We start from the raw sequence: 22,575 nt of genomic DNA, 5'->3' as shown, positions 1-22,575 counted from the left end.
AAGCCTGAAGAGCGATCGCGACTGGCATGCGCTGCTTCCTTGTCCTGTTTGGACTTGCGGTGACCAACCTGATATCCGCAGCGACTGCCGACACGCTGTCACCCAACCTCTCAGCAGGGCAATCCATCCTGCTTGTTGACCAGACGCTGACAGCATCGGGTTGGCAACCTGCGCCTGAGGATCAAGCCAAGCCTTTTGAGTATGCGCTTGCTGGGAACAGCCTCTCGTCGTTGGCTTCTTGCTCTGGAACAGGGGTTGGCTTCTGTCGATACGACTACCGGATGAACGATCAAAAGCTTGTTGTCGTCACCATTCCCGCGAGCCGTCAAGACCGTGCTGGACGTGTCTACCGCTGGTGGATGGAATCGCTACCGATCAACCAATCACGTTGACCAAGCGCAGCGTGCCCCATAAATCGAAAATACAGAAAATCAAACCGATCACGATCAGGTCCCAGGCTCGATGACGCAGAGCCCAGGGAGCTAGGAACACCTCAGCGACACCGTGCAGTGCTGTCCCCAATGCGATGTGTTCCAACACAAGCAGACCATGAGCGATCAGAAACAGACCGCTTGCGATAAAGCGCATCGTCACGGTCCAGGGGACTGACACTCATCTCAGCAAGAACCGACCCACCATATCGGGTTCACTTTTCCATGCATTCGATGATCATCCACCCAACCATGCGCCTGCTTTGGAACACCCCTTGTTCTTGAGTCTCAATAGTGCGTACTATTGAGAAACGATGCCTTCGTTCTCCATGTCGCCAGCAAGCTCACCGGCTGAAGCGAATGGAACCCTGAAAAAGGGTCTGCACCAGGACGGGAGACGCATGACCCCTCAGCGTCGGCTTGTGCTGGATCTGTTCGAGGAGATCGGCAGCGGCAGTCATCTCAGTGCAGAAGAGGTGCACCGCCAATTAGTGGATCAACAGTCCAAGGTGTCCCTGGCCACCATCTATCGAACGCTGAGGTTGCTGGTGGAGATGGATTTCCTGCAGGAGCTGGAGCTGCGCGAGGGAGGCAGTCGATTTGAACTGGCCGACGAGGAGCATATTCATCACCACCACCTGGTCTGTGTCCGCTGCGGTCGAACCGAAGAGTTTGAAAGCGAAGCAGTGCTTCAAGCCGGAAGGGACTCCTGTGATCAATTCGATTTCGAACTGATTGATTCGAGCCTGAATGTGCGAGGCATCTGTCCAGATTGCCGTTGAAGTTCTAGTGGTGATCGGCTGGATGCTCTGAACAGGCCATCCAGTGGCTGCCCATCTGATGCACCCCCTCACAACCGATCAATTTCGCCTGCACCTCCGCCTCAGCGCGAGTTGGGTAAGCCAAGTAACGCGGATCCTCTGATCGGTCTGATCCGTGGTGAGCGCTGTGGTCATGACCCTGGCTCGATCCACCCAAGCGGACCAGCCCCATGCTCATCGGACCAGCTGTCCAAACACCCATCGTGTTGACACCAACTGCCAACAAGCCCATCCCGACGATAGACAGGTTGATCACTCCCATCGCAACCACTCCGATGGAGACCACCCCCATCGGCACCACACCAATGCAGACGACGCCCATCGGGACAATGCCGATGGAAACTGTTCCCAGTGGAGCAATCCCCACAGCAAAACGCTTGGGCTTACTCCCGCAATGCGCTGGTGAGGAATCAGGTGTTGAAGATTCAGTCATGGGCGCATGATGACGCTTCGTGCAGCCGAGCTCAAAGATTGGCAGGCTGGCAGTGATGAATCCTCAAGCTGCCAACGGTTCGCATACGTTCATTCTGATCTGTCCTCATTCCATCGATGAAGGCATGTCAGCCGTGTTGGCGGTGCGCGAGCAACAGACCGTGGTGCTGGATCTGAGCAAGATGGATGCGAACACAGCCCAACGAACTGCCGATTTCGTCTCCGGTGGGGTGCGCGCCCTTGACGGTCAGCAGTATCGGTTGGGAGAGCTGGTGTTCCTGTTCACCCCAGCCACCACAAGAGTCACCCAGAGCTGAGGGCACCCCCGCAAGAGGATCCACCTCCAGCCGTGCAGCCAAAACAGTGATCAGCCACGGCAATGGGCTGCTCCACCAGGGCATCGTCTTCATCAAGAAGATCAATCAGCTGACGCGCGGTTCCAGCAGTCGGCAGGTCGAGTTGCTGATTGAAATCACAGTCGAAGAGTGATCCCGTCCAACTGACGCTGATCAAACTCCGGCACATCACTTGGCTCAGGTTGTCGGGACGATGCGCTGCCTTCAGGGTCGTCATATAGCTCTCCAGGGCACCCTGATGTTGGAGATCCCGCGCAAAGCGTTGAATCGGCATGTTGGTGATCGTGAGCAGATGGGAGAAGCGGATGCCATGGGTCTGCCACAAGGCCTCTCGGTACTGCTCCTCTAATGAGGCTTGCGGGGGTGGCAATGCAACACCCAACGGATTGAACACCAGATCCAGCTCCAGCGATGAACCAGGCTGGGCATAACCAAGCTGATTCAACAGCTTGAGCCCGGCAATGCTGCGTTCATACACCCCCTGCCCCCTCTGCAAGTCAACACGCTCCTGCTCATAACAGGGCAGTGATGCCACGACGCGAACACCTTCATCAGCAAGAAAACGAGCCAGATCCTCCTGGCCGGGTTCACTCAGAATCGTCAGATTGCAGCGATCAATCACGGTCACACCCAAGGCACGCGCGGCAGTCACAAGCCACCGAAACTGTGGGTGGAGTTCTGGGGCCCCACCGGTGAGGTCCAAACAGGCCAAATTCTGAGCTGAGAGCACCTTGGGGATCAGCTCAATCAAGTCCTGGGCCATCATTTCCTGGCGCCAAGGGCCTGCATTCACATGGCAATGGCTGCAGGACTGATTGCAGCGGTATCCCAGATTCACCTGCAAGGTCGACAAGCGCTGACGACGAAGCGGAGGAAAGGACGGCGATTCCGGACTGAACGGTGGCGTTGAAATGGTCAGCTTGGCGGACGCAGCTGGTGTTGATTCTGACGATGTCAACGGCCTAAGCCCGCCAAGCTTCGCGCTCTCGCCATGTCCACAAACCACGCAACATATTGATCCGGGCCACCCGGCATGCAGACGTCAAATTGGAGCAGATCGTCAGGGTCACTAATTCCTGCAAGCGTTCCATCCGACAACGACGGTCGGTCCACTTCACCGCCACTGCTGTCGACAAGCACCACACGATTGGATTGTCCGAAGGTCGCTCCCAGCTCCTGAAGGAGCGTGAGGAAACCTCGATCACTCCCACCTCTCAACCACCCCTCACCGGATGGGCAGGGTGTGGATGTGACCGTGTCACCGACCCCAACAAGATGAGGCATCTGATCACGGGCGATCCTCTGCTTGCAGAGTTCAATCAGGGAGTCGTGATCGTGGGGTGCAGTGCGGACGTTGAAGTCATCACCCAACGGAGCCGTACCCGTGCGTGCGGCGATGTGGCGATTGATCAACACCAGCAAGCCCACCTCCTTGATCGAGCCACGCAGCATGAACTGGATATCCGTACTGCCGACATCACCCTCCGTGGCGGGTTTCAAGCGCTCTTTCCCTTGAGCATCACGACCCAAGTTCGGAGCGACATGCAGAAAGAAAGACTCCGACAACCCCTGGGCTGCAGCCATCGCCATCAACTTCTGCATCACGCTTTCCAACATCCCCTGTAGCGCACGCTGACGGAGCACATCTCCAGCAACCCTGGAGTAAAGGCTGTTGAGATTGATCGTCGGCGCCACCTGCATATCGAGAATGGCGCGATCGATTTCGGTCTGAAGCTCATCAGGGCCGAGCTCGGGCATCAGCTCCGGCAGGGCCTGAGCGAGCAGAGATGCCATGTGATCGGGGACTGCGGCCAAAAACGCCATTTCTTCATCACTCACCCCTGGGTGGGACAAGCGACCAAATTCGTCTTGCAGCTGAACACCACCGGCCGCCAATCCCGGTAGATACAAGCCATCCCGCTTCGCTCGACCCGGATCATCCAGCCCCTGCTCCACCAGGCGATTCACACCGCGTCGGCCTTCATGCTCACCATTGGTCAGCACCGAGAAACTGCCACGCAAGCTTGAGGCGGCCTGAACGTAATCAGCTGGCAACTGGCGCGTTAATGGGTCCCGCACCAAAGGCATGCAGACACCATCCAGGTCTTGAACAATCAGCAGATCTGGGCTGGAGACCAGCTCCTGATGCAACGCGTCAAGATCCATCGGTGTTGCTTCTTGCCAGCACTGGTGATCACCTTCCCATGCACGGCGTGGATCGCCAATCACCCCAAGCCCATCACCTGCCGATAGGCGGGGCGGGCATGGGTGCGACGAATGACCTCCTGAATCACTGGATAGGCCGATAAATCCATCTCTGGGTAAAACAGAGGCAAATAGGCCAGATGGGCTTGCACAGCACAATCTGCAGCCCCCCAGCAGTGACCGACCAAGGGACGATCAGGATCCAGCTGTTGGTCGAGCACCGCCATCAGCCGAGGAAAATCGCGCTCACGACTGGTCGGCACAAACAGCGCGATCGACAACGTGGAGTTGGCAAACAGCAACCACTGGTTGGTGAGCGCCTTCTCGGCAGCTGTGCTGATGTCGTCGGTGTAGCGCTCCGCGAGGTGCAGAAGAATCGCGCCGCTTTCGAACAACGTCAGAAGCTCACCGCCTGGAGTCAGCACGCCTGAATCCACAAGCACCGGCAGCTTTCCAAATGGATTGATCGCAAGAAAATCAGGCTGACGATGCTTATTGGCACGCAGATCCAGCTCGAGCAACTCATAAGGAATCTGCTTCTCCTCCATGTACCAGAGCGGCATGGAGGCACGTGTTTTTGGCCCTCCGAACAATTTGATCGTCAAATCACGCCTCTGCAGCCAAATCGCAGCCCTCCCAAACCATCATTGACGGCGGAGAGAGGGGCAAGCTGGTGAAGCAGACTGGAAGTACGACCACCCTCCACCCACACCCATCCTGTTATTGGAATGAGTCTCAGCCTTTCTGAGCAAATGCAATCCAACGGCTTCTTCCCACACAGCCTGGATCGCAATCAGGTCCGTCAACGGGTCTGGGAACTGGAGCGGGGCAAGGTGGGCTTCTACAGCGTTGGCCTTTATCCAGCATCCCTTGCTTACAACTGCGCGATGCAGCAAAGGGATGAAGACAATCTTCTGCTCGCACCTCGGCCCGGACGCGATCTACTTGGAGCCTTTGCCCAATCCGCTCTGGATGGAATGGATCCCCAACATGTCGCTTCCGTGGAACGCATGGGAACGCACGCCCACGAAGGAGGGCGACGCGTCAACTCTCTGGCCGACCTGCTGAAACGTTGTGAGCTGGTGGTGCTGAGTGCGAACAGTAACCATGTGGAAGAGGATCTTCATGAAGCTTGCCGATTGAGGGAAGAACTCGGACGGCAGCACGTGGTGTTGGCCTGTCTCGCCGGCTCATTTGGTCATGACAACATCGCCAACGAGTCCTATGTGCTCTGTGAAAAGGTGCCCAGTCTGGGATTTTTCTCCGGGTTCCATCGGCATGGAGCTCTGCGCAATCCCCTCGACAGTTTCACGGCCAATTTCTGTCATCCCAATGCCCTGACAGCACTCTTGGGAGCACGCATGCTCGACCGCCTCTCCCCAAACATTCAGGTGTCTGCTGGAGTGCACAACGTTGAAGGCCAATACATCAAGGCCGCTAAGAACATGTCCTCGGTGTTCGCAGGATTCGGGTATGCCTATCACCAAGACAATCCCGGGGTCTTGCCGACCTTGCTGACGCTTCTGCTGGATCAGTGTCTAGACCAGGCCGCCACCGTGTCGATGGCCCGTCGCAACAGACAAAGCCTTTACAACCGTCAGCCCTTCGCCCTGACTGAGCTGGGCTACGGGGTGCAGCGCATCGAAGCGGCTTTGGTGCGTGGTGGCGACATGGAGAAAGTTCGCGACCACACTTTTGCTCAACTCACCGCCATGGTTGCGGATGTGCGCGGCAGCATGATGCAGCCCGTTTCAGGCAAACCCACCCGTAATTTCCAAGCCGGTCAGGTGATGGCGGAACGAATGCGCAGGGAACAGCGCTGCCCTCAATCCATGGAAGAACTGGAGCGATGGTGTGAAGACGAGGGGCTTCGCAAAGGCGGCCTTGAAGGTCTCAAGGCCTTGAGATATTGGCCTCAGATTGCCCGCAAATATGCCATTCCTGTTCACGATGCATCCATGGTGAATCTTCTCTACATGGCTATTTACGGAAATTCAGCAACCAAGGATGTGGCTTTTTCGGTGATGACAGAAAGCCGTGAATTGTCGAACTATTGCCAAGAATCAGTGCGACCAACCCACAGCCGTCGCTACGCCGAAGCACTGCAGAATCTCGAACAAAACGAAGCGATGGATCTGCTAGTGAACGCCGTGGTCGCTGACAATGCACGACGACTGATCGGTGATGACAACGGCTTGGAGGAACAAGACGGTGCCAACGAAACACCTGCCTATCTCAGAGCCATGAATGTGATTGAGAACGCGCTCTAACACCAAGCGCTATGCGCTCGGGGCTACAGCGAAACCACGTGATCAGCAATCTCAACATAGGGATCAGGATCACAGCTCAACACCACGACTTGAAGACCGAGATCCACAGCCTGACGCAACATGCTTTTCACCACCTTCAGGCGCACAGGGTCTGTGTTGGTGAACGCGTCATCGAACAGCAAAGGCAAACAACCGTCATGGGCCTCAGACAAGGTGTGTGCCATGGCCATTCGAACGGCTGCATTCAATTGTTCTTTCAGGCCTCCACTGAGCTGAGCAAAATCCATGCTTTGACCTGAACGCTGCAAGCGCAGATCACTGAATCCCTCCTTTGCATCAAAACGAAGTTCGGAACGATCGCCGGACTTCTGCAGCAGTGGAGCAAGGAAGCCATCAATGCTGGTGCTGAGCGGCGCGGAATAACGCTGCGACAGGTCGGACCGGGCCGATTGAAAACGCTTCAGCAGCATCACGCGCGCATCCACAAGTTGTGTCTCCTGCTTTTCGGCCTGAACAGCCACCTCCTGCCGCTGAATGGCTTCCTCCAACTCAGCATGGAGCTCGCGGTTGCCGAGTCGCTCGCACCGCTCCAGCAGAGCACCTCGTTCGCGATTGAGATCCGCAAGTTGTCGATTGAGACGTTGTTCTTGCTCATCCAGGGCAATCAATGCCTGCGAAGCATCCAGACCCCCAGCCAACCCGCTGGCCTCACAAAGCTGATGCAGTCTCTGTTGAAGCTGGTCACACTCCTGAGTAACGGCCTCAAGGCGGGTGCGGATCTGATCGGGCGATCCCAGCCGTTCCTCAATCGCCTGTTTCTGATCCATCTTCTGGCGGTGCTCCACCCGCAGGCGCTCCAGTTGCAGTCGGTGCTCCTGCAACTGACGCTCGTTGCGCTGATGGGCTTGATCGGACTGATCCAGACGCTGTTTCAAGGAGCGCAGTAGCTCCTGCACAGCGCGGTATTGCTGGCGGCATTCTGCGAGCGCTTGATCAAGATCAACAATCTCGCCAGCCATGTCCTCAGGCTCAAGCTCGGCATCCTGCTGCTGCAGAGCATCGAGCTGGGCCTGCAATTTCTCAAGAGCTTCAGAACCTTCCGCTGAGCCGTCTTGCTCCACCAGTTGACGCAGACGTGCATCCGTCAATGACAACGCCTGCTGCTGATGCTCACGGCTGCGGAACTGAGCTTCGGCAGCCTCCACACTGTCAACTCCCCAAAGCGTCAATGCAGCTTGCAATTGCGTCCGAGCACGCTCCTGTTCTGCAATCAACTCTGAACAACCTGTGCCTTCTCCTGGGCTCACTGCGATCTCAACGTCATCACCAACGGCAATACGAAAGGCCCCTGCCCGCTGAAGAACCTCGCCGGTGACAATGGATTCACCATCAACAGTCACCACGAGATCTGAGGAGAGCACCTCAATGCGCGACGCCATGCTTTGAAGACGGATCTCCAGCTCTCGCAATTGACGATGCTGGGCTTGCAGATCAGACAGGGCTTTGGCATCCCCACCAGGCATTCTCTGCAAAGCACGCCGGAGCTCAACCTGCTGCTTTTCGAGTTTTAGCTGTTGCTCACGGCGGCGTTGAATCTGATTAATGCTGGCGCATAGGCGTTGTTGATCCTGACGTCGCCGCAGGGATTGACCTCGTTCTTCTAGGCGTTGACGCTGACAATCCTGTTGATCCAGCTTCGTCTGCTGTGACTTCAAGTCTTGAATGCGGTCCTGAGAGGATTGAACCTGACTTTCAAGCTCACGGCGGGCTTCAACCATGGCGATCTCTGCCGTCTTGATGGCCTTGGTCAGACCTGTCAGCCCACTGAGCTCCTGAGCCCATTGCTGCTGTTGCAGGCGCAGAGGAGCCAGGCGCTGCTGAAGATCCTTCAGAGCTGTGTGTTGGTCGCGAAGACGCTGCAGTTCAGGAGCTTGATGCTCCAGATCACTGAGAGCTTGTTCATTCCCATCCAGGTCACGACAGGCATGTTCATAGGCCGTCAATCGTTCTTGGGCCTCGTTTCGCGCCTCGATCGCTTGCTTGAGTTCCTGACGCCGCTTCCAAAGGTCGCTGTTCTGCTTGACCCCTCGACTGGTGAGGCTTGCTGCGACTAACGACTCCAGTTGTTCGTAGACATGCTGGTCCAGTGGCGACTGGAGGGACTCTTCCGCCTGAGTTTCCAGCGCTGCAATCAAGCCATTCAGGTCGTAGTACTCCGCATCCAGCGCGAGAAGATTTCTACCCGCCAGACCCTGCATCACCCATAGATGGGACCAACGCGTGGGAAGAATTCGGTTCGCCTGACGGCTGCCGATGGTCTCATCAACACCCAGCAAGGTGGCCAAATGATCTTCCGCATCCGCACCGAGCAAAGCAGCTTGCCCAGTTCGACTGAGTCGGCTGGTTCCACCCGCTCCGCGAAAGCACTTCTGCAGTGACCAGCAGTGCCCCTTGGACTCGAAATCCAGCTCCACCAGGGGGTGCCCTGCATGGGTCAGCGACCGAAGGTCTCGAATGGCGGCTCCTGTGGCGGTGGCTTTGACGAACAGGGCGCGATGCATCGCCTCCACCAATGAACTCTTGCCGGATTCATTCGAACCGCCGACCAACGTCAATCCCGGGGCAAAGCTGAGCTCCAAGGCTCGATGCCGGCGAACACTCTCCAGTCGGCAGCGAATCAAGCGCATGGGTCGATGGCACAAAGACGCTGAAGTTCGATCAGAGCCTGCTCGGCAACAGGATCGACGGCTTGCTCGAGCTCCTCTTGGAGATCGCTTGCAATCGCACTGACCAGAGGACTCTCCAAGCCATCTAGAAATTGATCACGTTCATGCGCTGTCGGGAGACGATGCAACTCCCCTCGCAGGCGTAAATGCAACAACTGTTGTTGCAGATCCTCCAACCGATTCTGAAGGTTCTGGTGAGCAGACCAACCCAACTGTCCGTTCAGTTCAAGACGCAACAGATCACGCCCAACACGTCGGCCAAAGCAGTCGCTCATGCGCTGCTCAAGCCTTGCCAGATCACCATCACTCTTGAGCGTCATCGTGATGCGATGCCACTGGAACCGACCTGTCGCGTGAGGTTTCACCCCCGCGGGGAGACCACGTTCCAAGTCAACCAACAACACTTGTGAACGCTTGTCATCAGGACCATTAGGGAAGCGATCAGGTTCGGGCGTTCCGGCGTACCAGACCTTTCGATTCACCGACATCAACCCATGCCAATCACCGAGCGCCACGTAATCGAGTTCATCCGATGGCAATCGATCCAAGGCCAACCGATTGACGGAATCATCACCACCAAACCCCTGAACCGATCCGTGGGCAAGAACCACCCTGGGTGCTGATGAATCAAGCGCCTGCCAATCGAGTTGTTCAAGCCAGAGCAATGGGTTGCGGCTTTCGTGCTGACGCAACAGTGGACACGGCAGCACCGTGATTCCCGCCACCAAAACTGGCTCAGAGGAGAGCAGGAGCTGAAGGTTGGGTGCACGGTCCTGCATCTGACGCTGAAGGTCTTCACGTCGCCAGATCCCTCCGACACCCCCGTGATCGTGATTCCCGGGAATCACAAGAACAGGGCAGGACATGGAGCCCACCACCTCCAACACCTCCATCACTGTGGCCGCGGGAACGGTGCTGGAATCAAACAGATCCCCTGCCACCAAGACCGCGTCTACCTGCTCCTGACGCACGATCTCGGCGATTCGGCCAACCACCTCAACGCGCTCCTGCTGCAGACGCGCCTGTTTCTGACCATCGTCGACCCAGCGGTAAGGCTTGCCGATCTGCCAATCAGCCGTATGGAGAATCCTTGGCACCAGCGCCGTTGAGCGATCGGCACCCATGCTGCCGCCTTCCCGGCTGATTTTCCGCACACTCTTTGCTGGCATACACCTCAAAAGGCGCGATGTTTCGCATTGAGACCCATGCGATAAGACGTGTCTGCACCCGCTTCAGGTTCCGCTTCGATCCTGCAGACCATTGCTGGGCTTTTTCATCCGCCTGAACAAATTGCCGGGATCCAGCAGCTGGGATCCGGCAATGTGAATGACACGTTTTTGGTGACGCTTGCCGACAGTGCCACTCGCCAGGCCTTTGTCATGCAACGCCTGAACACAGAGGTGTTTGAACAACCAGAACTGGTGATGCGCAATCTTCTCCGTTTGGGCGATCACGTCGAGCAAAAACTCGCCGCTCAACCTCCCGAACTCACAGGCAGGCGCTGGGAAGTCCCGAAAGTGTTACCCACCCTGGATGACGATGGACATTGGGTGGAACATCAAGGCGAATTCTGGAGGTCAATCAGCTACATCGGAGCAGCCACCACAAGCGATGTGATTGAAAACGCCACCCAGGCCCGTGAACTGGGTTACGGCTTGGGAATGTTCCATCACTTGATCAGTGATCTGCCAACCAAGGAATTGGCAGACACCCTGGAAAACTTCCATGTCACGCCCGCCTATCTGGCTGAGTTTGATGCAGTCTTGGCAAACGCGACCCCCGGCACTGACGATCACCTGAACGCAGCTGTCGATTTTGTAAACGCACGGAGAGAGGGCCTTGATGTGCTCGAAAAGGCCTGCGAATTAGGGGCGCTTCATCGTCGACCGATTCACGGAGATCCCAAGATCAATAACGTGATGATCGATGAAGACAGCGGTCAAGCAGTCGGCCTGATCGATCTCGACACTGTGAAGCCTGGGCTTGTGCACTACGACATTGGTGACTGCCTGCGTTCCGGTTGCAACCGACTCGGAGAGGAAACACTGACGCTCGATCAGGTGTCGTTTGATCTCCAGCTGTGCCGAGCGATACTTGAGGGGTATCTCAGCATCGGGCGTTCCTTTCTCACATCGGAAGATTTCCACTATCTGCCCGACTGCATTCGCCTGATCCCTCTTGAACTCGGCCTGCGTTTTCTCACGGATCACCTCAATGGCGATCGCTATTTCCGAACGGAACGAGCTAACCAGAACTTGGATCGCGCGCGGGTTCAGTTCGCCTTAACTGAATCAATCGAAGCGCAGTGGCCGGCCATTCAGACTCTGGTCAGTGAGCTGTCACGACAGCGTTAAACCGCGTCAAAGCAAAGGGTCACCAGCACAACAGCTACAGCTGCTTTCAATTGTTTAGAGCGCAGACATCCCATGACACCTCTCATCCATCTGCTGATGGGCGCCAGCGTCACCGTTGTTGGACTGTTGTCGGCATCGTCAGTGGCTGCAGAGGATGACTTCGGATATGCCACCAAGGCAGAAGCTTTAACCAAAGCTCAGGAGCTTGGCTGTGAAGGTGCGTATGAATGGGAAGGAATCTGGCTCCCCTGCGAGGAAGACAACGTCGGCAACGATGACCACAGCGGCCATGACCACAACCATTGATTCTTGACAATCCCTATCCAATCGGAGGAATCAACTGCCAGCTCCATTGGATCAGCCAGCCGATCACAGCGGCGTGGAGAATGTATGGGAACTGCTCAGCCAAACGAGGCCAGGATTGCCGAACCCGCCCAGGTTCTTCAGCATTCTGTCTCAAAGCCAAATGCGCACCCCAATTGAGCACCAACCAGGCAGACAACCACTCAAGAAAGAAGTAAGGATCGAGGGCAGTCATCAAATAAGGTCCGCTGATGAATTTTGGAGTCTGGCAGAAAACACACTGTCAGATGTCTTTCATCATTCATTCATCGCACTGAAAAGACAAGGACTTCACCGCTGTCTCCATCCATCAAAACCAAGTCCTGCATCAACAAATGAACCAGGGCAACTCAAGCAAGGCAAGACAAAGCTTGCGATTTGATCAGTACGGCTGCAGCACCAGCAGACAACCACAACCGAAGGTGCTTATGTAAAGAGGGGTCCACCCGCCCATAACCACCCCAGTCCAAACAGGACATTGATGCGGACCAGCACGTTCACAGCAGGGATCTTGAACAATGGGTAGACACCCCGTGATGGTGAGGCAGGTCTGCAGGCTTCATCCATTTGAGTCGGATCCACAGCCTTCGCTGCGAATGGTTGCCGAGGTGCTTTGGCTGGAGACAGGATTGCTGGAACTGACGTTCAACCTTCAGGCCAATCACGAGAGCAATGCCCTCAAAAACCTGAAAGCCTCGCCAGGGAGCGAATTAAGCGAAGAGAGGCAAGACAATCTCTGGAAGCACACCTGCTTTGAAGCTTTTTTCGCCAGACCAGACTCTGAGCAGTACTGGGAGCTGAATGTGGCGCCTTCAGGCCACTGGAATCTCTATCACTTCGATGCATATCGCAGCGGTGGAAGGGAAGAGCCTGAAGCTGTCACCCCGACAACGACCTGGAAACAAAATGATCGGGAGTGTTGCTGCGGCATCACACTGAACTTGGCACCTTGGTGGACGGAACCTCGGCTTCCGGAGTTAGCCATCACAGCTGTTTTGGAAACAAGCACAGGTGCGCTGAGTTATTGGGCACTGCAACACCCCGGGGACAAACCAGACTTTCACGATCGCAGGAGCTTTTTGCAGTGGTGATGGATCTGAAGCCACTAAGCAAAAACTGGATGCCTGTTCTGGTGGGAATGCCCCTGTTGCTCGCACCACTCACCGTGTCATGCCAGACCTTGAACACCCATGGTCAGCGTGATGCAGGCACGCAGACCATGGACGTGGCTGCTGAGTTACCAACGCGAGACGAACTGCCCTTTGCGCCCAATGGCCGGCAGTACCCAACGGTTCCGTCGCACCCCGTGCAGATCGCCGAGCTGATCGCGGTTGTTGAATCGGCTGCCATCAACCCCGAAATCCCATCCGAGAAGGTTGAGGAGCTTGCACATCAGCAACAGGTGATTTATCGGGTGCTGTCGCGCGACCCCAGCTTGAGTGAGGCGGTGCGAAATCAACTCGCCCCTCAATGGCACTGGGTCTTTGATCACCACGTCGCCGCCCGTCGAGAATTTCTGGCCATGCATCGAGGACCAGCATCGAGCCTGCTTCCGGCCTGGAGAATCCAAGCTCCGGCACCCGCGGAAGACCTGCTCAAGGCTTACCGCAGCGCATCAACAGCCACAGGCATTGACTGGGAAGTTCTGGCAGCTGTGAATCTGGTGGAAACAGGGATGGGGCGCATCGACGGAGTTTCAGTGGCCAATGCCCAGGGCCCCATGCAGTTCCTTCCCACCACCTGGGCAGAGCCAGGAATCGGCCAAGGAGGGGACATTCGCGATCCTTGGGACTCCATCCATGCAGCAGCGCGCTACCTCGTCCGCAGAGGGGGACTCGACGACATCCGCAAAGGATTGTGGGGCTACAACAACAGCGATCATTACGGCAAGGCCGTTCTCCACTATTCCGCTCTGCTCAAGCAGAACCCCCTCAGGTATCGCAGCCTGCATCAATGGCAAATTCATTACGCCTCGTCAGCCGGTGATCTTTGGCTCAATGAGGGCTACGCCAGTGACCGTCCAATGCCGGTCGAGACCTATCTCGAACAGCACCCTCACAGTGCTCCACCGAACCGGTAACGACCATTTCATTGGACCGGCCATCCACGAAGCATTGCTCAAGCCTCTGCCATCTACGCTTCTGAATACAGGACTGATCAAGCTGCGTGGCTAAGGAACTCACCCATCGTGCCGATGAACTGGCTGGTCTCGGCTGGTCTGCCGAGGATGTGAATCGCTACGCGGAACTCTGGGACTACCGGCAGCGCTGGGGTGCCATGAATCTTGAGCGGGAAGACCGCCTGTTTCTGCGGAAGGCCGAGGCAGCACTACCAGCGTTGGTCACAGGAAAAGCAGCGACCAAGAAAAGCACTCAGGAAAAGTCCTATTACCGCTGGCTGCGCTTCCACCTGGATGCGATGACGGAAGCCGAGGCTGCCATGACGCTGAATGAAGGAGACCGAGGGGCTTGGCCGATTTTGCTCGAGGAGGAACTACGACTTCTCGATTATTACGAACCCGTGCTTGGCTTGCCTGACACCTTGAAGGCGAAGGCCTTCGATAGCTTCCGGACCCAGATGACAGCTCAGGCTGCGGCCTTGCCTGCTGATCAGATGCATGCAAGTCGCTACGACTTCCAGTCAGCACTGATCACGTTGAAGGAGAAGGAGAACAGCAAATGGCGGCACCTCGTTGAGGACAGTGGAGAGCAGCCCTATCCCGTGTTGGTTGGAGCCACCGCTGAATCCTTTCGAAACGAGGTTCGCACTCAGCTGACGCCCCTGCTGCGTCAAACGCTGCCGTCGCTCGCTGACAGCGAAAAGCCTGAACCCGATGCTGTTTGAAGCCGACTTGGTCAACTGAACGCTAGAACGAAGACAACTCGCTCTCCAACGCCGTGACAGATCAGCGCTTCGAGACTCTGCAGCTCCATGCCGGTCAGGTGCCTGATCCAACCACCAACGCGAGAGCGGTTCCGATTTACCAAACCAGCTCTTATGTCTTCAACGACGCTGAGCACGGTGCCAACCTTTTCGGACTGAAGGAATTCGGCAACATCTACACACGCTTGATGAATCCGACGACGGATGTCTTCGAAAAGCGTGTAGCAGCTTTGGAGGGTGGTGTCGCTGCCTTGGCAACAGCATCTGGTCAATCGGCCCAGTTCCTGGCCATTACCAACTGCATGCAGGCTGGTGACAACTTTGTCTCCACCTCATATCTGTATGGAGGAACCTACAACCAATTCAAGGTTCAATTCCCACGATTGGGCATCAACGTGAAATTCGCCGACGGCGATGACGTCGAAAGCTTTGCGAAACAAATTGATGAAGGAACAAAAGCGATTTACGTCGAAGCGATGGGAAATCCACGCTTCAACATCCCTGATTTTGAGGGATTGTCGGCCTTAGCCAAAAAGCACGGGATTCCCTTGATCGTCGACAACACACTTGGTGCATGCGGAGCCTTATTGCGTCCAATCGAGCACGGCGCTGACGTTGTCGTGGAAAGCGCCACAAAATGGATTGGAGGCCACGGAACCAGCCTTGGCGGGGTCATTGTTGATGCTGGAACCTTCAACTGGGGGAACGGAAAGTTTCCATTGATGAGTCAACCCAGTGCTGCATACCACGGGCTAGTGCACTGGGATGCGTTTGGTTTTGGCAGTGATATCTGCAAAATGCTTGGTTTGCCTGATGATCGAAACATTGCCTTCGCATTGAGAGCTCGCGTCGAAGGACTTCGCGATTGGGGTCCTGCCGTGAGCCCATTCAATAGCTTCTTGTTGCTGCAGGGTCTCGAAACACTGAGCCTCCGTGTCGAGCGTCACGCTCAAAATGCGATGGAACTTGCGAGCTGGTTGAACAATCACTCAATGGTGAGCCACGTGAGCTATCCAGGCCTCTCGGGTGATCCGTATCACTCAGCAGCTAAAAAATATCTGACTGGACGTGGGATGGGTTGCATGTTGATGTTCTCATTGAAAGGTGGTTACGATGACGCCGTTCGCTTCATCGATAGCCTCAAATTGGCAAGCCACTTGGCCAATGTGGGCGACGCAAAAACACTGGTGATTCATCCTGCATCAACAACGCATCAACAGTTAAGTGAGGACGAGCAAGCCTCTGCAGGGGTCACACCAACCATGGTCAGAGTTTCTGTCGGACTCGAACACATCGATGACATCAAAGCTGATTTTGATCAGGCTTTGTCGTCTGGAAGCTAAAGAAAGGGAGGTTGAACTTAATGGCACTGATCCTGCCACCGAATTACCACAAGATCACCGCTGTCGAAAGAAACCGAATCTCCTGGATCAAACCAGAGCAAGCGGAGAGGCAAGACATAAGACCATTACGAATTGGAATTCTCAATATCATGCCTTTGGGCAAACAATACGAATTTAATTTGCTGCATCCGCTTGGGTTGTCTGTGCTTCAGATTGAACCAATTTGGATTCGTCTGAAGTCTCATGCCTACAAAAGCTGGGACCAATCCCACCTCAATGAACTCTATATGAGCTGGGAAGAGGCCAATGCAGAACGGCCTCTGGATGGTTTAATCATTACAGGCGCCCCTGTTGAGCACCTCGATTTTGAAGAGGTTCGCTACTGGCCGGAACTTGTCAAACTGATCAACGAGGCCAAAGACATGTGTGCCAGCACACTCGGCCTCTGTTGGGCAGGTTTCGCTATGGCCTACCTGGCAGGAGTCAACAAGGTTGCTCTTGAGAAAAAATTGTTTGGCGTATTTCCGATGCGAAGTTTGGTCCCAGGCCATTCACTGATGGGGACTCAGAACGATGAGTTTCTGTGTCCACAGAGTCGACATGCAGCCTTACCCGACGCAGCTATGGAAGCAGCGCAACGACAGGGAAGACTGCGATTACTGGCCCATGGCGAATCGGTTGGGTACACCATCTTTGAGACCCCGGATCAACGGCAACTCATGCATCTCGGACACCCCGAGTACACCGTCGGCAGAATTGTGGCCGAAATGGAACGGGATAAAGCGCGTGGTGACGTGCCACCACCAGAAAACTTTGACGCAGATCATCCCCAAACGTTATGGAGATCCCATCGCAATTTGTTATTTCAACAGTGGCTTTGGTTCTGCTATCAACGTGTGAGCTTTCAAGCCTGAAGCCCAAACATGATTCATCCCCTCCAGCTTCTGGATCAATGGAGGAGATCCATGATCAAATGGCTTCCGATTAAGCCACAATGGGAACGCTCAGCCAAAGCAGTCGCACCTGAAGCAACAGAAGATTGGCTCCTGGAGCCTTTGAATGAATCTGAAGCCATGGAGCTTTTTCCTCATCTGGAACGAGAAAAAGCCATCCTTCAGTACCAAAAGCTCAGACTGCAGCTCAGATGCGATGGAGAACGTGGCTTTGAGCAAAAAACAAAGAATGAGTTCGGTCGTTGATACTAAAAACTCATTCAGGCTTGATCTTTCGCTTCGAGTGACTGTGCTTTGAAGACAAGTGCAACAGAGACGATGCATTATCCTGTTGCTCAACCTTGGCGAGCCGGCGAACAAGAGCAAACGTATCCTGAGCTGACATCTCACCATCGGCCTCCCACTTCAAAGACGACAGGTCGGCGGGTGACATCAAAATCGAAAATGGCCCTTTAAAATAGCCTAGTTTTTTCGTGATACTGTCGCAGAATCAGCTCAAAAAATAAAAAAATGCAAAAGAGTGACCATCACGACCAAAGCAAGCAAAGCTGATCAGCACTCTTGACGCCATCATCAAGCCACAAACTCCAGCCACAGGCCTCAGACACACGCAAACAGAAACCGAACAATCGCAGAAAGCGGACAAGGCGACGATGGCCCCTGGCACTGCAAAACGTCAGCCCTGAGACAGAACCAAAGCGAGTCACGAGATAAATTCAGACTTATTATTTTTTTGACGTGAAATACAAACCAACAAAAGAGCATCTTTCAAAGCAAATTCCTGAAGCTGTTCAATCCATCAACGCGCTCTTGGAAAGTTTGAAACAAGAGATCGGCGCGGATGACAGGTACGTTTCTCTCTTGCTGGATGCCATGGCCGAAGAACGTGTTCGATTACACAACAAGGCCGAGACCAATTTCGGATTTCGATAGTCAGATCAGCAATTCAATCAAAATGAGACCTTGCGTAATCAAAGCTGGCGTCCGTTGATCAATAAAAGCAAAAATCATTGTTATACAGAATCAATTTTTCAAGCAAAAAGCCTCAATGAGAGACAGTCGGACACAAGACCCTTAACACTTAGATCCCCAAGCTGACAAGGCATCGTCATATCGTCAAACGACTGATGAATATAGATTGATCAGGAAACATCATCTTGTAATCCCATAGCCTGACGTGAGGAGCTCTGACAAAAGCTGGTGAACTCAAAACCCTTCTCTATAGGCAAAGGAGTTAAGGCAAAGATCACTCTCTCGACCACAGAACCGTTCAGCGATTGACTAGATTGAACCTTGATCAACAGCTTTTCATGATTCCTGAACCCTACGAGCCTTTCGATATTGATAACGGTCCAGATAAGTTTTTTCTCATCGGATCCTCGTTTATCGTGATCTTCCTGTTTCTTCTCTAATGAGGTCGATGCCAGATTAATCAATCTGGCATCATCTAAGTATTTAATCCCATCATTTCAGCACCCATTAAATGATACTATATAACTAAATCGTGAATAGACAATCATCGTATATATGTAGCAAAAAATTCGACATTATAACATTAAAGACAGATGACAGGAACTGGAACTGTGATGAAAACCAGAGTCGACGCGACTGATTCACTTAAGATGTTAGATCGGGCTTCCCTTCCAGGACGCGTCTGACATCACAATCCGCAAATGACTCAACGCGGAATCCATCGATTCATTCCAACAATCCTGTTTAATGCCAATCAGATATTCATGCTGTATGCCAGCCCCTCTTATCCGCGAAGCAACAATTTTGACATCATCATATCCAATGGGGAAAAGATCAGCATAGGACCATCCCAGTATCCCTTCTGAAACAAATAGGAGGAAATCAAAAATAACAGGATTGAAGTACTCCTCATCTTGACCCAAATCCCCACAGGCAACCATCTGCTCTCGAGTTTGAGGTGTATAAGTAACAAACGAAAAACACAGTGGGTGACCCGTGTTTTGAAGGTATAAACCGCGAAATCGTGCTTTACCCATCAAACCCAATGAAATCGATCTGTAATACAGCAATCACCAAGATATTCACCGGAGAAATTTTCGAGTTTTCAGTGAAGAGAGAGATTCTAAAAAAGGCTCATAGCAAAAGAACTAGCTATCGAAGAACCAACCATAGCTGTGCAAACCAATGCCAAGAAGATTGACTCCGATATAGCAGACAACAATCACGACAAGACCTGCTGAAGCCACTAACGCTGGGCGCCGTCCTTGCCAACCACGACTCAGACGCGTATGAAGATAAGCGGCATAAACAAGCCAGCAGATCAAAGCCCAGGTTTCCTTTGGATCCCAGCTCCACCAGCTACCCCAGGCTTCATTAGCCCAAACGGCTCCACTAATGATCCCGACGGTAAGCAGCAGAAAACCAACGGTGATTGTGCGGTAACTGAGGCTATCGAGCTGCTCTGTACGGCTGAAGGCAACCGAAGACAATTCAAGCGACTCGGAGGATTGAATCGCAACACCGCCGTCAGTGGCGAGAAGAGACGAACGACGGAAAGCACCGGAACCAATCGAGCTGCTGCGCAGTTCAAGCGCATCACTTCGATCAGTCAGCAACACGGCCACAGACAAAAGTGAACCAATCATCAAAGCGGCGTAGCTGACCATGATCACGCTCACATGCATCACCAACCAGCTGCTGCGCAGCGCAGGCACTAAAGGAGACGCTTGCTGAAGTTGGTCAGGCAAGGCAAAGCTGGCAAAAGCGATGCAACCCAACCCCATCGGTGTCGCTGAAGCCGCGACCAGAGGAGACGGCCAGTTCCGCTCCACCAATAACTGCGTCAACGTGCAGGCCCAGGCAAGAAAGCAAAGCGACTCATAGAGGTTGCTGATCGGGAAATGACCTGACTGCCACCAACGCAACACCAGCTGCGCAGTCAGAAGCAGATTCGAGAGGGCGATCAACGAACGCACTCCGCTTGAACTTTGACCATTGGACAGCGCCCAAAAACTCCATGGGAGAGCCGTCAGAAGCAATCCAAACGCAAGCAAACCCAGCAAAAGCACAGGCTCGGAGACGAACGCTTCAAGACCGGTGAATCCCAAATCAGACACCAGGGCTGCGATAGAAGATGACACCAATTCTGCAGGGTTGCGTCATCGACTGGCTTGCCGCAGTAGGAATCCTCCACCCGCAAGCGAAATCAGCACAGGCGACCAGGCGGCCAGCAGTGGTGGAAGGGTGCCCTTCACGCCAAGGGAACTGAAGCTGAAGCTCAACACGTAGTACACAAGAATCAAAACAACACTGATGCCGAATCCCTGGCTACGGCTGGTGCGGTTGTTGGGTTTGGCACCAAGGCTCGCCCCAATCAAGGCGAACACCAAACACGCAGTCGGCAACGTGAACTTCTCTTGAATCCGCACCTGCAGACGCCGAGCTTCCTTGATATCACCAGCCTGTCGCAACAACTCTTCGGCCTGCAAAGCCTCTGCAACAGTCATGTCATTGGCATCTTTCGGAAGCTTGGCGATGCGAATCGGCGCTGCACTGAGTGGATAGAGATAGCGGTCGAAATCAGCTGAAGTGGTGCTGCCCGAAGGAGTCAGAGTAAGAATCTGGCCATTGAGGAATTCCCATTTGGCATCTTGCTTGCTCCATTGCGCACTCTTGGACACCAGCATCTGGGTAAATCCAGGACGAGAAAAATCGAGGACAGTCACACCATTCATCGTCCCATCACGAAACTGACGGGCATAAAACAATTGAACCAATCCCTTGCTCGTGGAACCATCGGGTTGTTCGACCCTGCCGAAACGTGAATAGACAATGTTGTCGCCCTTTTCGGTTGCAACGGCCTTACCCAGAGCTCTGCGCAACGTGACTTCGGCGGCACGATTAGCCCGAGGAACCACCACGTCATTGAAAACAAAGGTGAGACTGGTCATCAGCACGGCCAGCACCAACGCAGGAGCGATCATGCGTGTTGCCGTCACACCAACGCTGCGCAAGGCAGTCAACTCACTGTTGGCAGAAAGACGGCTGTAAGCAAGCAATGTGGCCATCAGCGTTGCCATCGGGAATGAGATGACCAGAAAACTGGGCAAGCGCTGCAGAAGCACCTGAATGGCAATCAAAACCGGCAGGCCCGACTCCACGATTTTGCGGACCAGCTCAAACATCACCCCCAAAGAAAGTGACACCACCGTGAACGCCGCAACAGCGAAGAGAAGCGGCCCGATCAGTTCACCGAGTAACCAGCGATCAAGCAGCGGAATCCGTCGCATCCAGGCACGAATCTGTTGCAACCACATGTCCATCACAGTTGAAACCCCTCGCCCAGGTAGTGACGTCGGACCAAAGGATCCGAAGCCACTTCTTCAGAAAGTCCCGACGCCAAAATGCTGCCGTCGGTGAGGATATAGGCCCGGTCTGTGATGGCAAGGGTTTCTCTGACGTTGTGATCCGTGATCAGAATTCCCATGCCACGTTGCCTCAGCGCATGAATGAGTTGCTGAAGGTCAGCCACAGCGAGGGGATCAACACCCGCAAACGGTTCATCGAGCAGTAGGTACCGCGGCCCTTCAAGACCCACTGCCAAGGCACGGGCCACTTCACAGCGACGCCGCTCACCACCTGAGAGCTGAAAACCACGACGATTCAGAAACGGCTCAAGATGAAAATCATCGATTAACTGATGCAGTCGTTCTCGCGTTTGTGCACGGGCAAGGCCACTCTGCGCTAACACCAACTCAAGGTTTTCTTGCACTGTGAGCTGGCGAAACACACTCGGCTCCTGCGGGAGATAGCCAATGCCAAGACGAGCCCGTTGTGGCATCGACAAGCTGGCCACCGGATGACCATCCATCAACACTTCGCCTTGATCAGGCTTGAGTAAACCAATCACCAGATTGAAACTGGTGGTCTTGCCCGCACCGTTAGGTCCAAGCAGACCGATCACCTCACCTGGTTCCAGGGTGAGTGTCAGATCTTTCACCAGCGGGCGCCCACCCAAAGTGAGCGACACACGATTCAAACTAAGACTCATGGTGTGAGAGGAGTCCTCGCCGTGTTGTCAGGGCGAATCATCATGGTTGAACGCACCTGACCACCAATGCTGGGCATGGCCAACGCCCGCTCATCATTCAGGTCATAAGTCACCCGCTCAGCGCTGATGGAATTGCCATCGTTCTGGACAACATCCACATCACCACTGAGCACCAATCGTCCTTCTCGACTGAAATATTGGGCTTGCCTTGACGTAGCTACCATGCCACGCGTCGGATAAACGATGCGAACATTGCCAGTGGCCGTCACCACTCCAGTGACATTGTCGGCACTCTGACTGTCGGATTCGATGGTGATCAACCCGTCATCGGCGGGAGCATCACTTTGGGGAGCCATGAGCTCCTGAGCGCTGGTCGCCGCTGCCAAGGAAAATGACAATCCAGCGATCAGAGCTGCGCACCGATGAAGCATGGCCA

General features: G+C 54.4%; 27 protein-coding genes. 14 read left to right on the top strand and 13 right to left on the bottom strand.

The annotated features are described in order from the left end of the window. Window positions 1-26: 26 nt before the first annotated feature. Window positions 27-392: a hypothetical protein gene (locus SynNOUM97013_RS06135; RefSeq protein ID WP_186481222.1), complete on the top strand. Its 366-nt coding sequence runs from the start codon at window positions 27-29 to the stop codon at window positions 390-392. On the opposite strand, the gene SynNOUM97013_RS06130 is transcribed toward SynNOUM97013_RS06135, so the two are convergent. Continuing rightward, window positions 376-588, bottom strand: a complete 213-nt coding sequence (locus SynNOUM97013_RS06130; protein ID WP_186481475.1) for a hypothetical protein — start codon at window positions 586-588, stop codon at window positions 376-378. The two genes, SynNOUM97013_RS06135 and SynNOUM97013_RS06130, sit on opposite strands and share 17 nt — an antisense overlap. A gap of 172 nt (window positions 589-760) precedes the next feature. On the opposite strand from SynNOUM97013_RS06130, the gene SynNOUM97013_RS06125 reads away from it, so the two are divergent. Next, a complete protein-coding gene (locus SynNOUM97013_RS06125) occupies window positions 761-1,213 on the top strand; it encodes a Fur family transcriptional regulator (RefSeq protein ID WP_186481474.1) in 453 nt (150 codons plus the stop codon). Between the two features lie 4 nt (window positions 1,214-1,217). On the opposite strand, the gene SynNOUM97013_RS06120 is transcribed toward SynNOUM97013_RS06125, so the two are convergent. Beyond that, a complete protein-coding gene (locus tag SynNOUM97013_RS06120; RefSeq protein ID WP_186481221.1) occupies window positions 1,218-1,685 on the bottom strand; it encodes a hypothetical protein in 468 nt (155 codons plus the stop codon). 55 nt (window positions 1,686-1,740) lie between these two features. Between SynNOUM97013_RS06120 and sepF the strand changes: the two genes are divergently transcribed. Further along, complete coding sequence (sepF, locus tag SynNOUM97013_RS06115) at window positions 1,741-2,001, top strand: cell division protein SepF (RefSeq protein WP_186481220.1); 261 nt, start codon at window positions 1,741-1,743, stop codon at window positions 1,999-2,001. On the opposite strand, the gene arsS is transcribed toward sepF, so the two are convergent. Genes arsS through SynNOUM97013_RS06100 form a run of 3 tightly spaced genes read right to left on the bottom strand, consistent with a single transcriptional unit; the run spans window position 1,988 to window position 4,850 of the window. Further along, on the bottom strand, window positions 1,988-2,953 hold the full coding sequence (gene arsS / locus SynNOUM97013_RS06110; RefSeq protein WP_370586469.1) for an arsenosugar biosynthesis radical SAM (seleno)protein ArsS: 966 nt from the start codon (window positions 2,951-2,953) through the stop codon (window positions 1,988-1,990). The two genes, sepF and arsS, sit on opposite strands and share 14 nt — an antisense overlap. Window positions 2,954-2,994: 41 nt before the next feature. Further along, window positions 2,995-4,206, bottom strand: coding sequence for a glucosylglycerol 3-phosphatase (gene stpA, locus SynNOUM97013_RS06105; RefSeq protein ID WP_186481472.1), 1,212 nt, complete (start codon window positions 4,204-4,206; stop codon window positions 2,995-2,997). Between the two features lie 59 nt (window positions 4,207-4,265). Next, window positions 4,266-4,850 (bottom strand): glutathione S-transferase family protein, encoded by a 585-nt coding sequence (locus SynNOUM97013_RS06100; RefSeq protein WP_186481219.1) that lies wholly within the window; start codon window positions 4,848-4,850, stop codon window positions 4,266-4,268. A 147-nt stretch (window positions 4,851-4,997) separates the two neighbouring features. Here SynNOUM97013_RS06100 and SynNOUM97013_RS06095 point away from each other — a divergent pair, with 147 nt between their 5' ends. After that, the gene (locus SynNOUM97013_RS06095) at window positions 4,998-6,515 is read left to right on the top strand and encodes a hypothetical protein (protein WP_255443037.1); all 1,518 of its coding nucleotides are present in this window, start codon (window positions 4,998-5,000) and stop codon (window positions 6,513-6,515) included. 23 nt (window positions 6,516-6,538) lie between these two features. On the opposite strand, the gene SynNOUM97013_RS06090 is transcribed toward SynNOUM97013_RS06095, so the two are convergent. Both SynNOUM97013_RS06090 and SynNOUM97013_RS06085 read right to left on the bottom strand, forming a co-directional pair. Continuing rightward, entirely contained in the window at window positions 6,539-9,202 is a 2,664-nt protein-coding gene (locus tag SynNOUM97013_RS06090; protein ID WP_186481217.1) for an AAA family ATPase, read from the bottom strand. After that, window positions 9,193-10,410: a DNA repair exonuclease gene (locus SynNOUM97013_RS06085; protein ID WP_255443036.1), complete on the bottom strand. Its 1,218-nt coding sequence runs from the start codon at window positions 10,408-10,410 to the stop codon at window positions 9,193-9,195. The genes SynNOUM97013_RS06090 and SynNOUM97013_RS06085 overlap by 10 nt, the downstream gene beginning before the upstream one ends. 48 nt (window positions 10,411-10,458) lie before the next feature. On the opposite strand from SynNOUM97013_RS06085, the gene SynNOUM97013_RS06080 reads away from it, so the two are divergent. The 10 genes from SynNOUM97013_RS06080 (at window position 10,459) to SynNOUM97013_RS06035 (ending at window position 18,049) form a co-directional block, all read left to right on the top strand. Further along, window positions 10,459-11,595: a phosphotransferase enzyme family protein gene (locus SynNOUM97013_RS06080; protein ID WP_186481216.1), complete on the top strand. Its 1,137-nt coding sequence runs from the start codon at window positions 10,459-10,461 to the stop codon at window positions 11,593-11,595. A gap of 72 nt (window positions 11,596-11,667) precedes the next feature. Next, window positions 11,668-11,901, top strand: a complete 234-nt coding sequence (locus tag SynNOUM97013_RS06075) for a hypothetical protein (RefSeq protein WP_186481215.1) — start codon at window positions 11,668-11,670, stop codon at window positions 11,899-11,901. Window positions 11,902-11,947: 46 nt separating this feature from the next. Next, a complete protein-coding gene (locus SynNOUM97013_RS06070; protein WP_186481214.1) occupies window positions 11,948-12,319 on the top strand; it encodes a hypothetical protein in 372 nt (123 codons plus the stop codon). A gap of 214 nt (window positions 12,320-12,533) precedes the next feature. Next, window positions 12,534-13,028, top strand: a complete 495-nt coding sequence (locus tag SynNOUM97013_RS06065) for a DOMON-like domain-containing protein (protein WP_255443035.1) — start codon at window positions 12,534-12,536, stop codon at window positions 13,026-13,028. Continuing rightward, the gene (locus tag SynNOUM97013_RS06060; protein WP_255443034.1) at window positions 13,028-14,017 is read left to right on the top strand and encodes a lytic transglycosylase domain-containing protein; all 990 of its coding nucleotides are present in this window, start codon (window positions 13,028-13,030) and stop codon (window positions 14,015-14,017) included. Before SynNOUM97013_RS06065 ends, SynNOUM97013_RS06060 begins: the two co-directional genes overlap by 1 nt. Window positions 14,018-14,103: 86 nt before the next feature. Further along, a complete protein-coding gene (locus tag SynNOUM97013_RS06055; protein ID WP_186481212.1) occupies window positions 14,104-14,781 on the top strand; it encodes a hypothetical protein in 678 nt (225 codons plus the stop codon). Between the two features lie 53 nt (window positions 14,782-14,834). Continuing rightward, window positions 14,835-16,163, top strand: a complete 1,329-nt coding sequence (locus tag SynNOUM97013_RS06050) for an O-acetylhomoserine aminocarboxypropyltransferase/cysteine synthase family protein (protein ID WP_186481211.1) — start codon at window positions 14,835-14,837, stop codon at window positions 16,161-16,163. Between the two features lie 20 nt (window positions 16,164-16,183). Next, window positions 16,184-17,077, top strand: a complete 894-nt coding sequence (locus SynNOUM97013_RS06045; RefSeq protein WP_186481210.1) for a homoserine O-succinyltransferase — start codon at window positions 16,184-16,186, stop codon at window positions 17,075-17,077. A 9-nt stretch (window positions 17,078-17,086) separates the two neighbouring features. Further along, a complete protein-coding gene (locus SynNOUM97013_RS06040; protein ID WP_255443032.1) occupies window positions 17,087-17,362 on the top strand; it encodes a hypothetical protein in 276 nt (91 codons plus the stop codon). A gap of 492 nt (window positions 17,363-17,854) precedes the next feature. After that, entirely contained in the window at window positions 17,855-18,049 is a 195-nt protein-coding gene (locus SynNOUM97013_RS06035; protein WP_186481209.1) for a hypothetical protein, read from the top strand. Window positions 18,050-18,258: 209 nt separating this feature from the next. Here the strand turns inward: SynNOUM97013_RS06035 and SynNOUM97013_RS06030 are convergent, their stop codons facing one another. From SynNOUM97013_RS06030 to SynNOUM97013_RS06005, 6 genes are all read right to left on the bottom strand, one after another. Beyond that, complete coding sequence (locus tag SynNOUM97013_RS06030; RefSeq protein WP_186481208.1) at window positions 18,259-18,552, bottom strand: hypothetical protein; 294 nt, start codon at window positions 18,550-18,552, stop codon at window positions 18,259-18,261. A 189-nt stretch (window positions 18,553-18,741) separates the two neighbouring features. Then, on the bottom strand, window positions 18,742-19,125 hold the full coding sequence (locus SynNOUM97013_RS06025) for a hypothetical protein (protein WP_186481207.1): 384 nt from the start codon (window positions 19,123-19,125) through the stop codon (window positions 18,742-18,744). A 111-nt stretch (window positions 19,126-19,236) separates the two neighbouring features. Then, window positions 19,237-20,205, bottom strand: coding sequence for a c-type cytochrome biogenesis protein CcsB (ccsB, locus tag SynNOUM97013_RS06020; protein ID WP_370586468.1), 969 nt, complete (start codon window positions 20,203-20,205; stop codon window positions 19,237-19,239). A 42-nt stretch (window positions 20,206-20,247) separates the two neighbouring features. Continuing rightward, complete coding sequence (locus SynNOUM97013_RS06015; RefSeq protein WP_255443031.1) at window positions 20,248-21,405, bottom strand: LptF/LptG family permease; 1,158 nt, start codon at window positions 21,403-21,405, stop codon at window positions 20,248-20,250. A gap of 5 nt (window positions 21,406-21,410) precedes the next feature. Continuing rightward, window positions 21,411-22,139: an LPS export ABC transporter ATP-binding protein gene (gene lptB / locus SynNOUM97013_RS06010; RefSeq protein ID WP_186481205.1), complete on the bottom strand. Its 729-nt coding sequence runs from the start codon at window positions 22,137-22,139 to the stop codon at window positions 21,411-21,413. Continuing rightward, the gene (locus SynNOUM97013_RS06005) at window positions 22,136-22,495 is read right to left on the bottom strand and encodes an LptA/OstA family protein (RefSeq protein WP_255443030.1); all 360 of its coding nucleotides are present in this window, start codon (window positions 22,493-22,495) and stop codon (window positions 22,136-22,138) included. Before SynNOUM97013_RS06005 ends, lptB begins: the two co-directional genes overlap by 4 nt. Between the last annotated feature and the right edge of the window lie 80 nt (window positions 22,496-22,575).

Source organism: Synechococcus sp. NOUM97013 (genome assembly GCF_014279815.1).
Lineage (GTDB): Bacteria > Cyanobacteriota > Cyanobacteriia > PCC-6307 > Cyanobiaceae > Synechococcus_C.
Note: the sequence above shows the minus strand (reverse complement) of the source record. Positions and strands in the feature narration are given on the sequence as shown.

Bases quoted from the DNA above. Each gene is read 5' to 3' on its own strand.
- SynNOUM97013_RS06135 (WP_186481222.1), top strand. From the start codon at position 27: ATGCGCTGCTTCCTTGTCCTGTTTGGACTTGCGGTGACCAACCTGATA.
- SynNOUM97013_RS06130 (WP_186481475.1), bottom strand. From the start codon at position 588: ATGCGCTTTATCGCAAGCGGTCTGTTTCTGATCGCTCATGGTCTGCTT.
- SynNOUM97013_RS06125 (WP_186481474.1), top strand. From the start codon at position 761: ATGTCGCCAGCAAGCTCACCGGCTGAAGCGAATGGAACCCTGAAAAAG.
- SynNOUM97013_RS06120 (WP_186481221.1), bottom strand. From the start codon at position 1,685: ATGACTGAATCTTCAACACCTGATTCCTCACCAGCGCATTGCGGGAGT.
- sepF (WP_186481220.1), top strand. From the start codon at position 1,741: ATGAATCCTCAAGCTGCCAACGGTTCGCATACGTTCATTCTGATCTGT.
- stpA (WP_186481472.1), bottom strand. From the start codon at position 4,206: ATGGATCTTGACGCGTTGCATCAGGAGCTGGTCTCCAGCCCAGATCTG.
- SynNOUM97013_RS06095 (WP_255443037.1), top strand. From the start codon at position 4,998: ATGCAATCCAACGGCTTCTTCCCACACAGCCTGGATCGCAATCAGGTC.
- SynNOUM97013_RS06090 (WP_186481217.1), bottom strand. From the start codon at position 9,202: ATGCGCTTGATTCGCTGCCGACTGGAGAGTGTTCGCCGGCATCGAGCC.
- SynNOUM97013_RS06085 (WP_255443036.1), bottom strand. From the start codon at position 10,410: ATGCCAGCAAAGAGTGTGCGGAAAATCAGCCGGGAAGGCGGCAGCATG.
- SynNOUM97013_RS06075 (WP_186481215.1), top strand. From the start codon at position 11,668: ATGACACCTCTCATCCATCTGCTGATGGGCGCCAGCGTCACCGTTGTT.
- SynNOUM97013_RS06065 (WP_255443035.1), top strand. From the start codon at position 12,534: ATGGTTGCCGAGGTGCTTTGGCTGGAGACAGGATTGCTGGAACTGACG.
- SynNOUM97013_RS06060 (WP_255443034.1), top strand. From the start codon at position 13,028: ATGGATCTGAAGCCACTAAGCAAAAACTGGATGCCTGTTCTGGTGGGA.
- SynNOUM97013_RS06045 (WP_186481210.1), top strand. From the start codon at position 16,184: ATGGCACTGATCCTGCCACCGAATTACCACAAGATCACCGCTGTCGAA.
- SynNOUM97013_RS06040 (WP_255443032.1), top strand. From the start codon at position 17,087: ATGATTCATCCCCTCCAGCTTCTGGATCAATGGAGGAGATCCATGATC.
- SynNOUM97013_RS06025 (WP_186481207.1), bottom strand. From the start codon at position 19,125: ATGGGTAAAGCACGATTTCGCGGTTTATACCTTCAAAACACGGGTCAC.
- SynNOUM97013_RS06015 (WP_255443031.1), bottom strand. From the start codon at position 21,405: ATGTGGTTGCAACAGATTCGTGCCTGGATGCGACGGATTCCGCTGCTT.
- lptB (WP_186481205.1), bottom strand. From the start codon at position 22,139: ATGAGTCTTAGTTTGAATCGTGTGTCGCTCACTTTGGGTGGGCGCCCG.
- SynNOUM97013_RS06005 (WP_255443030.1), bottom strand. From the start codon at position 22,495: ATGGCTCCCCAAAGTGATGCTCCCGCCGATGACGGGTTGATCACCATC.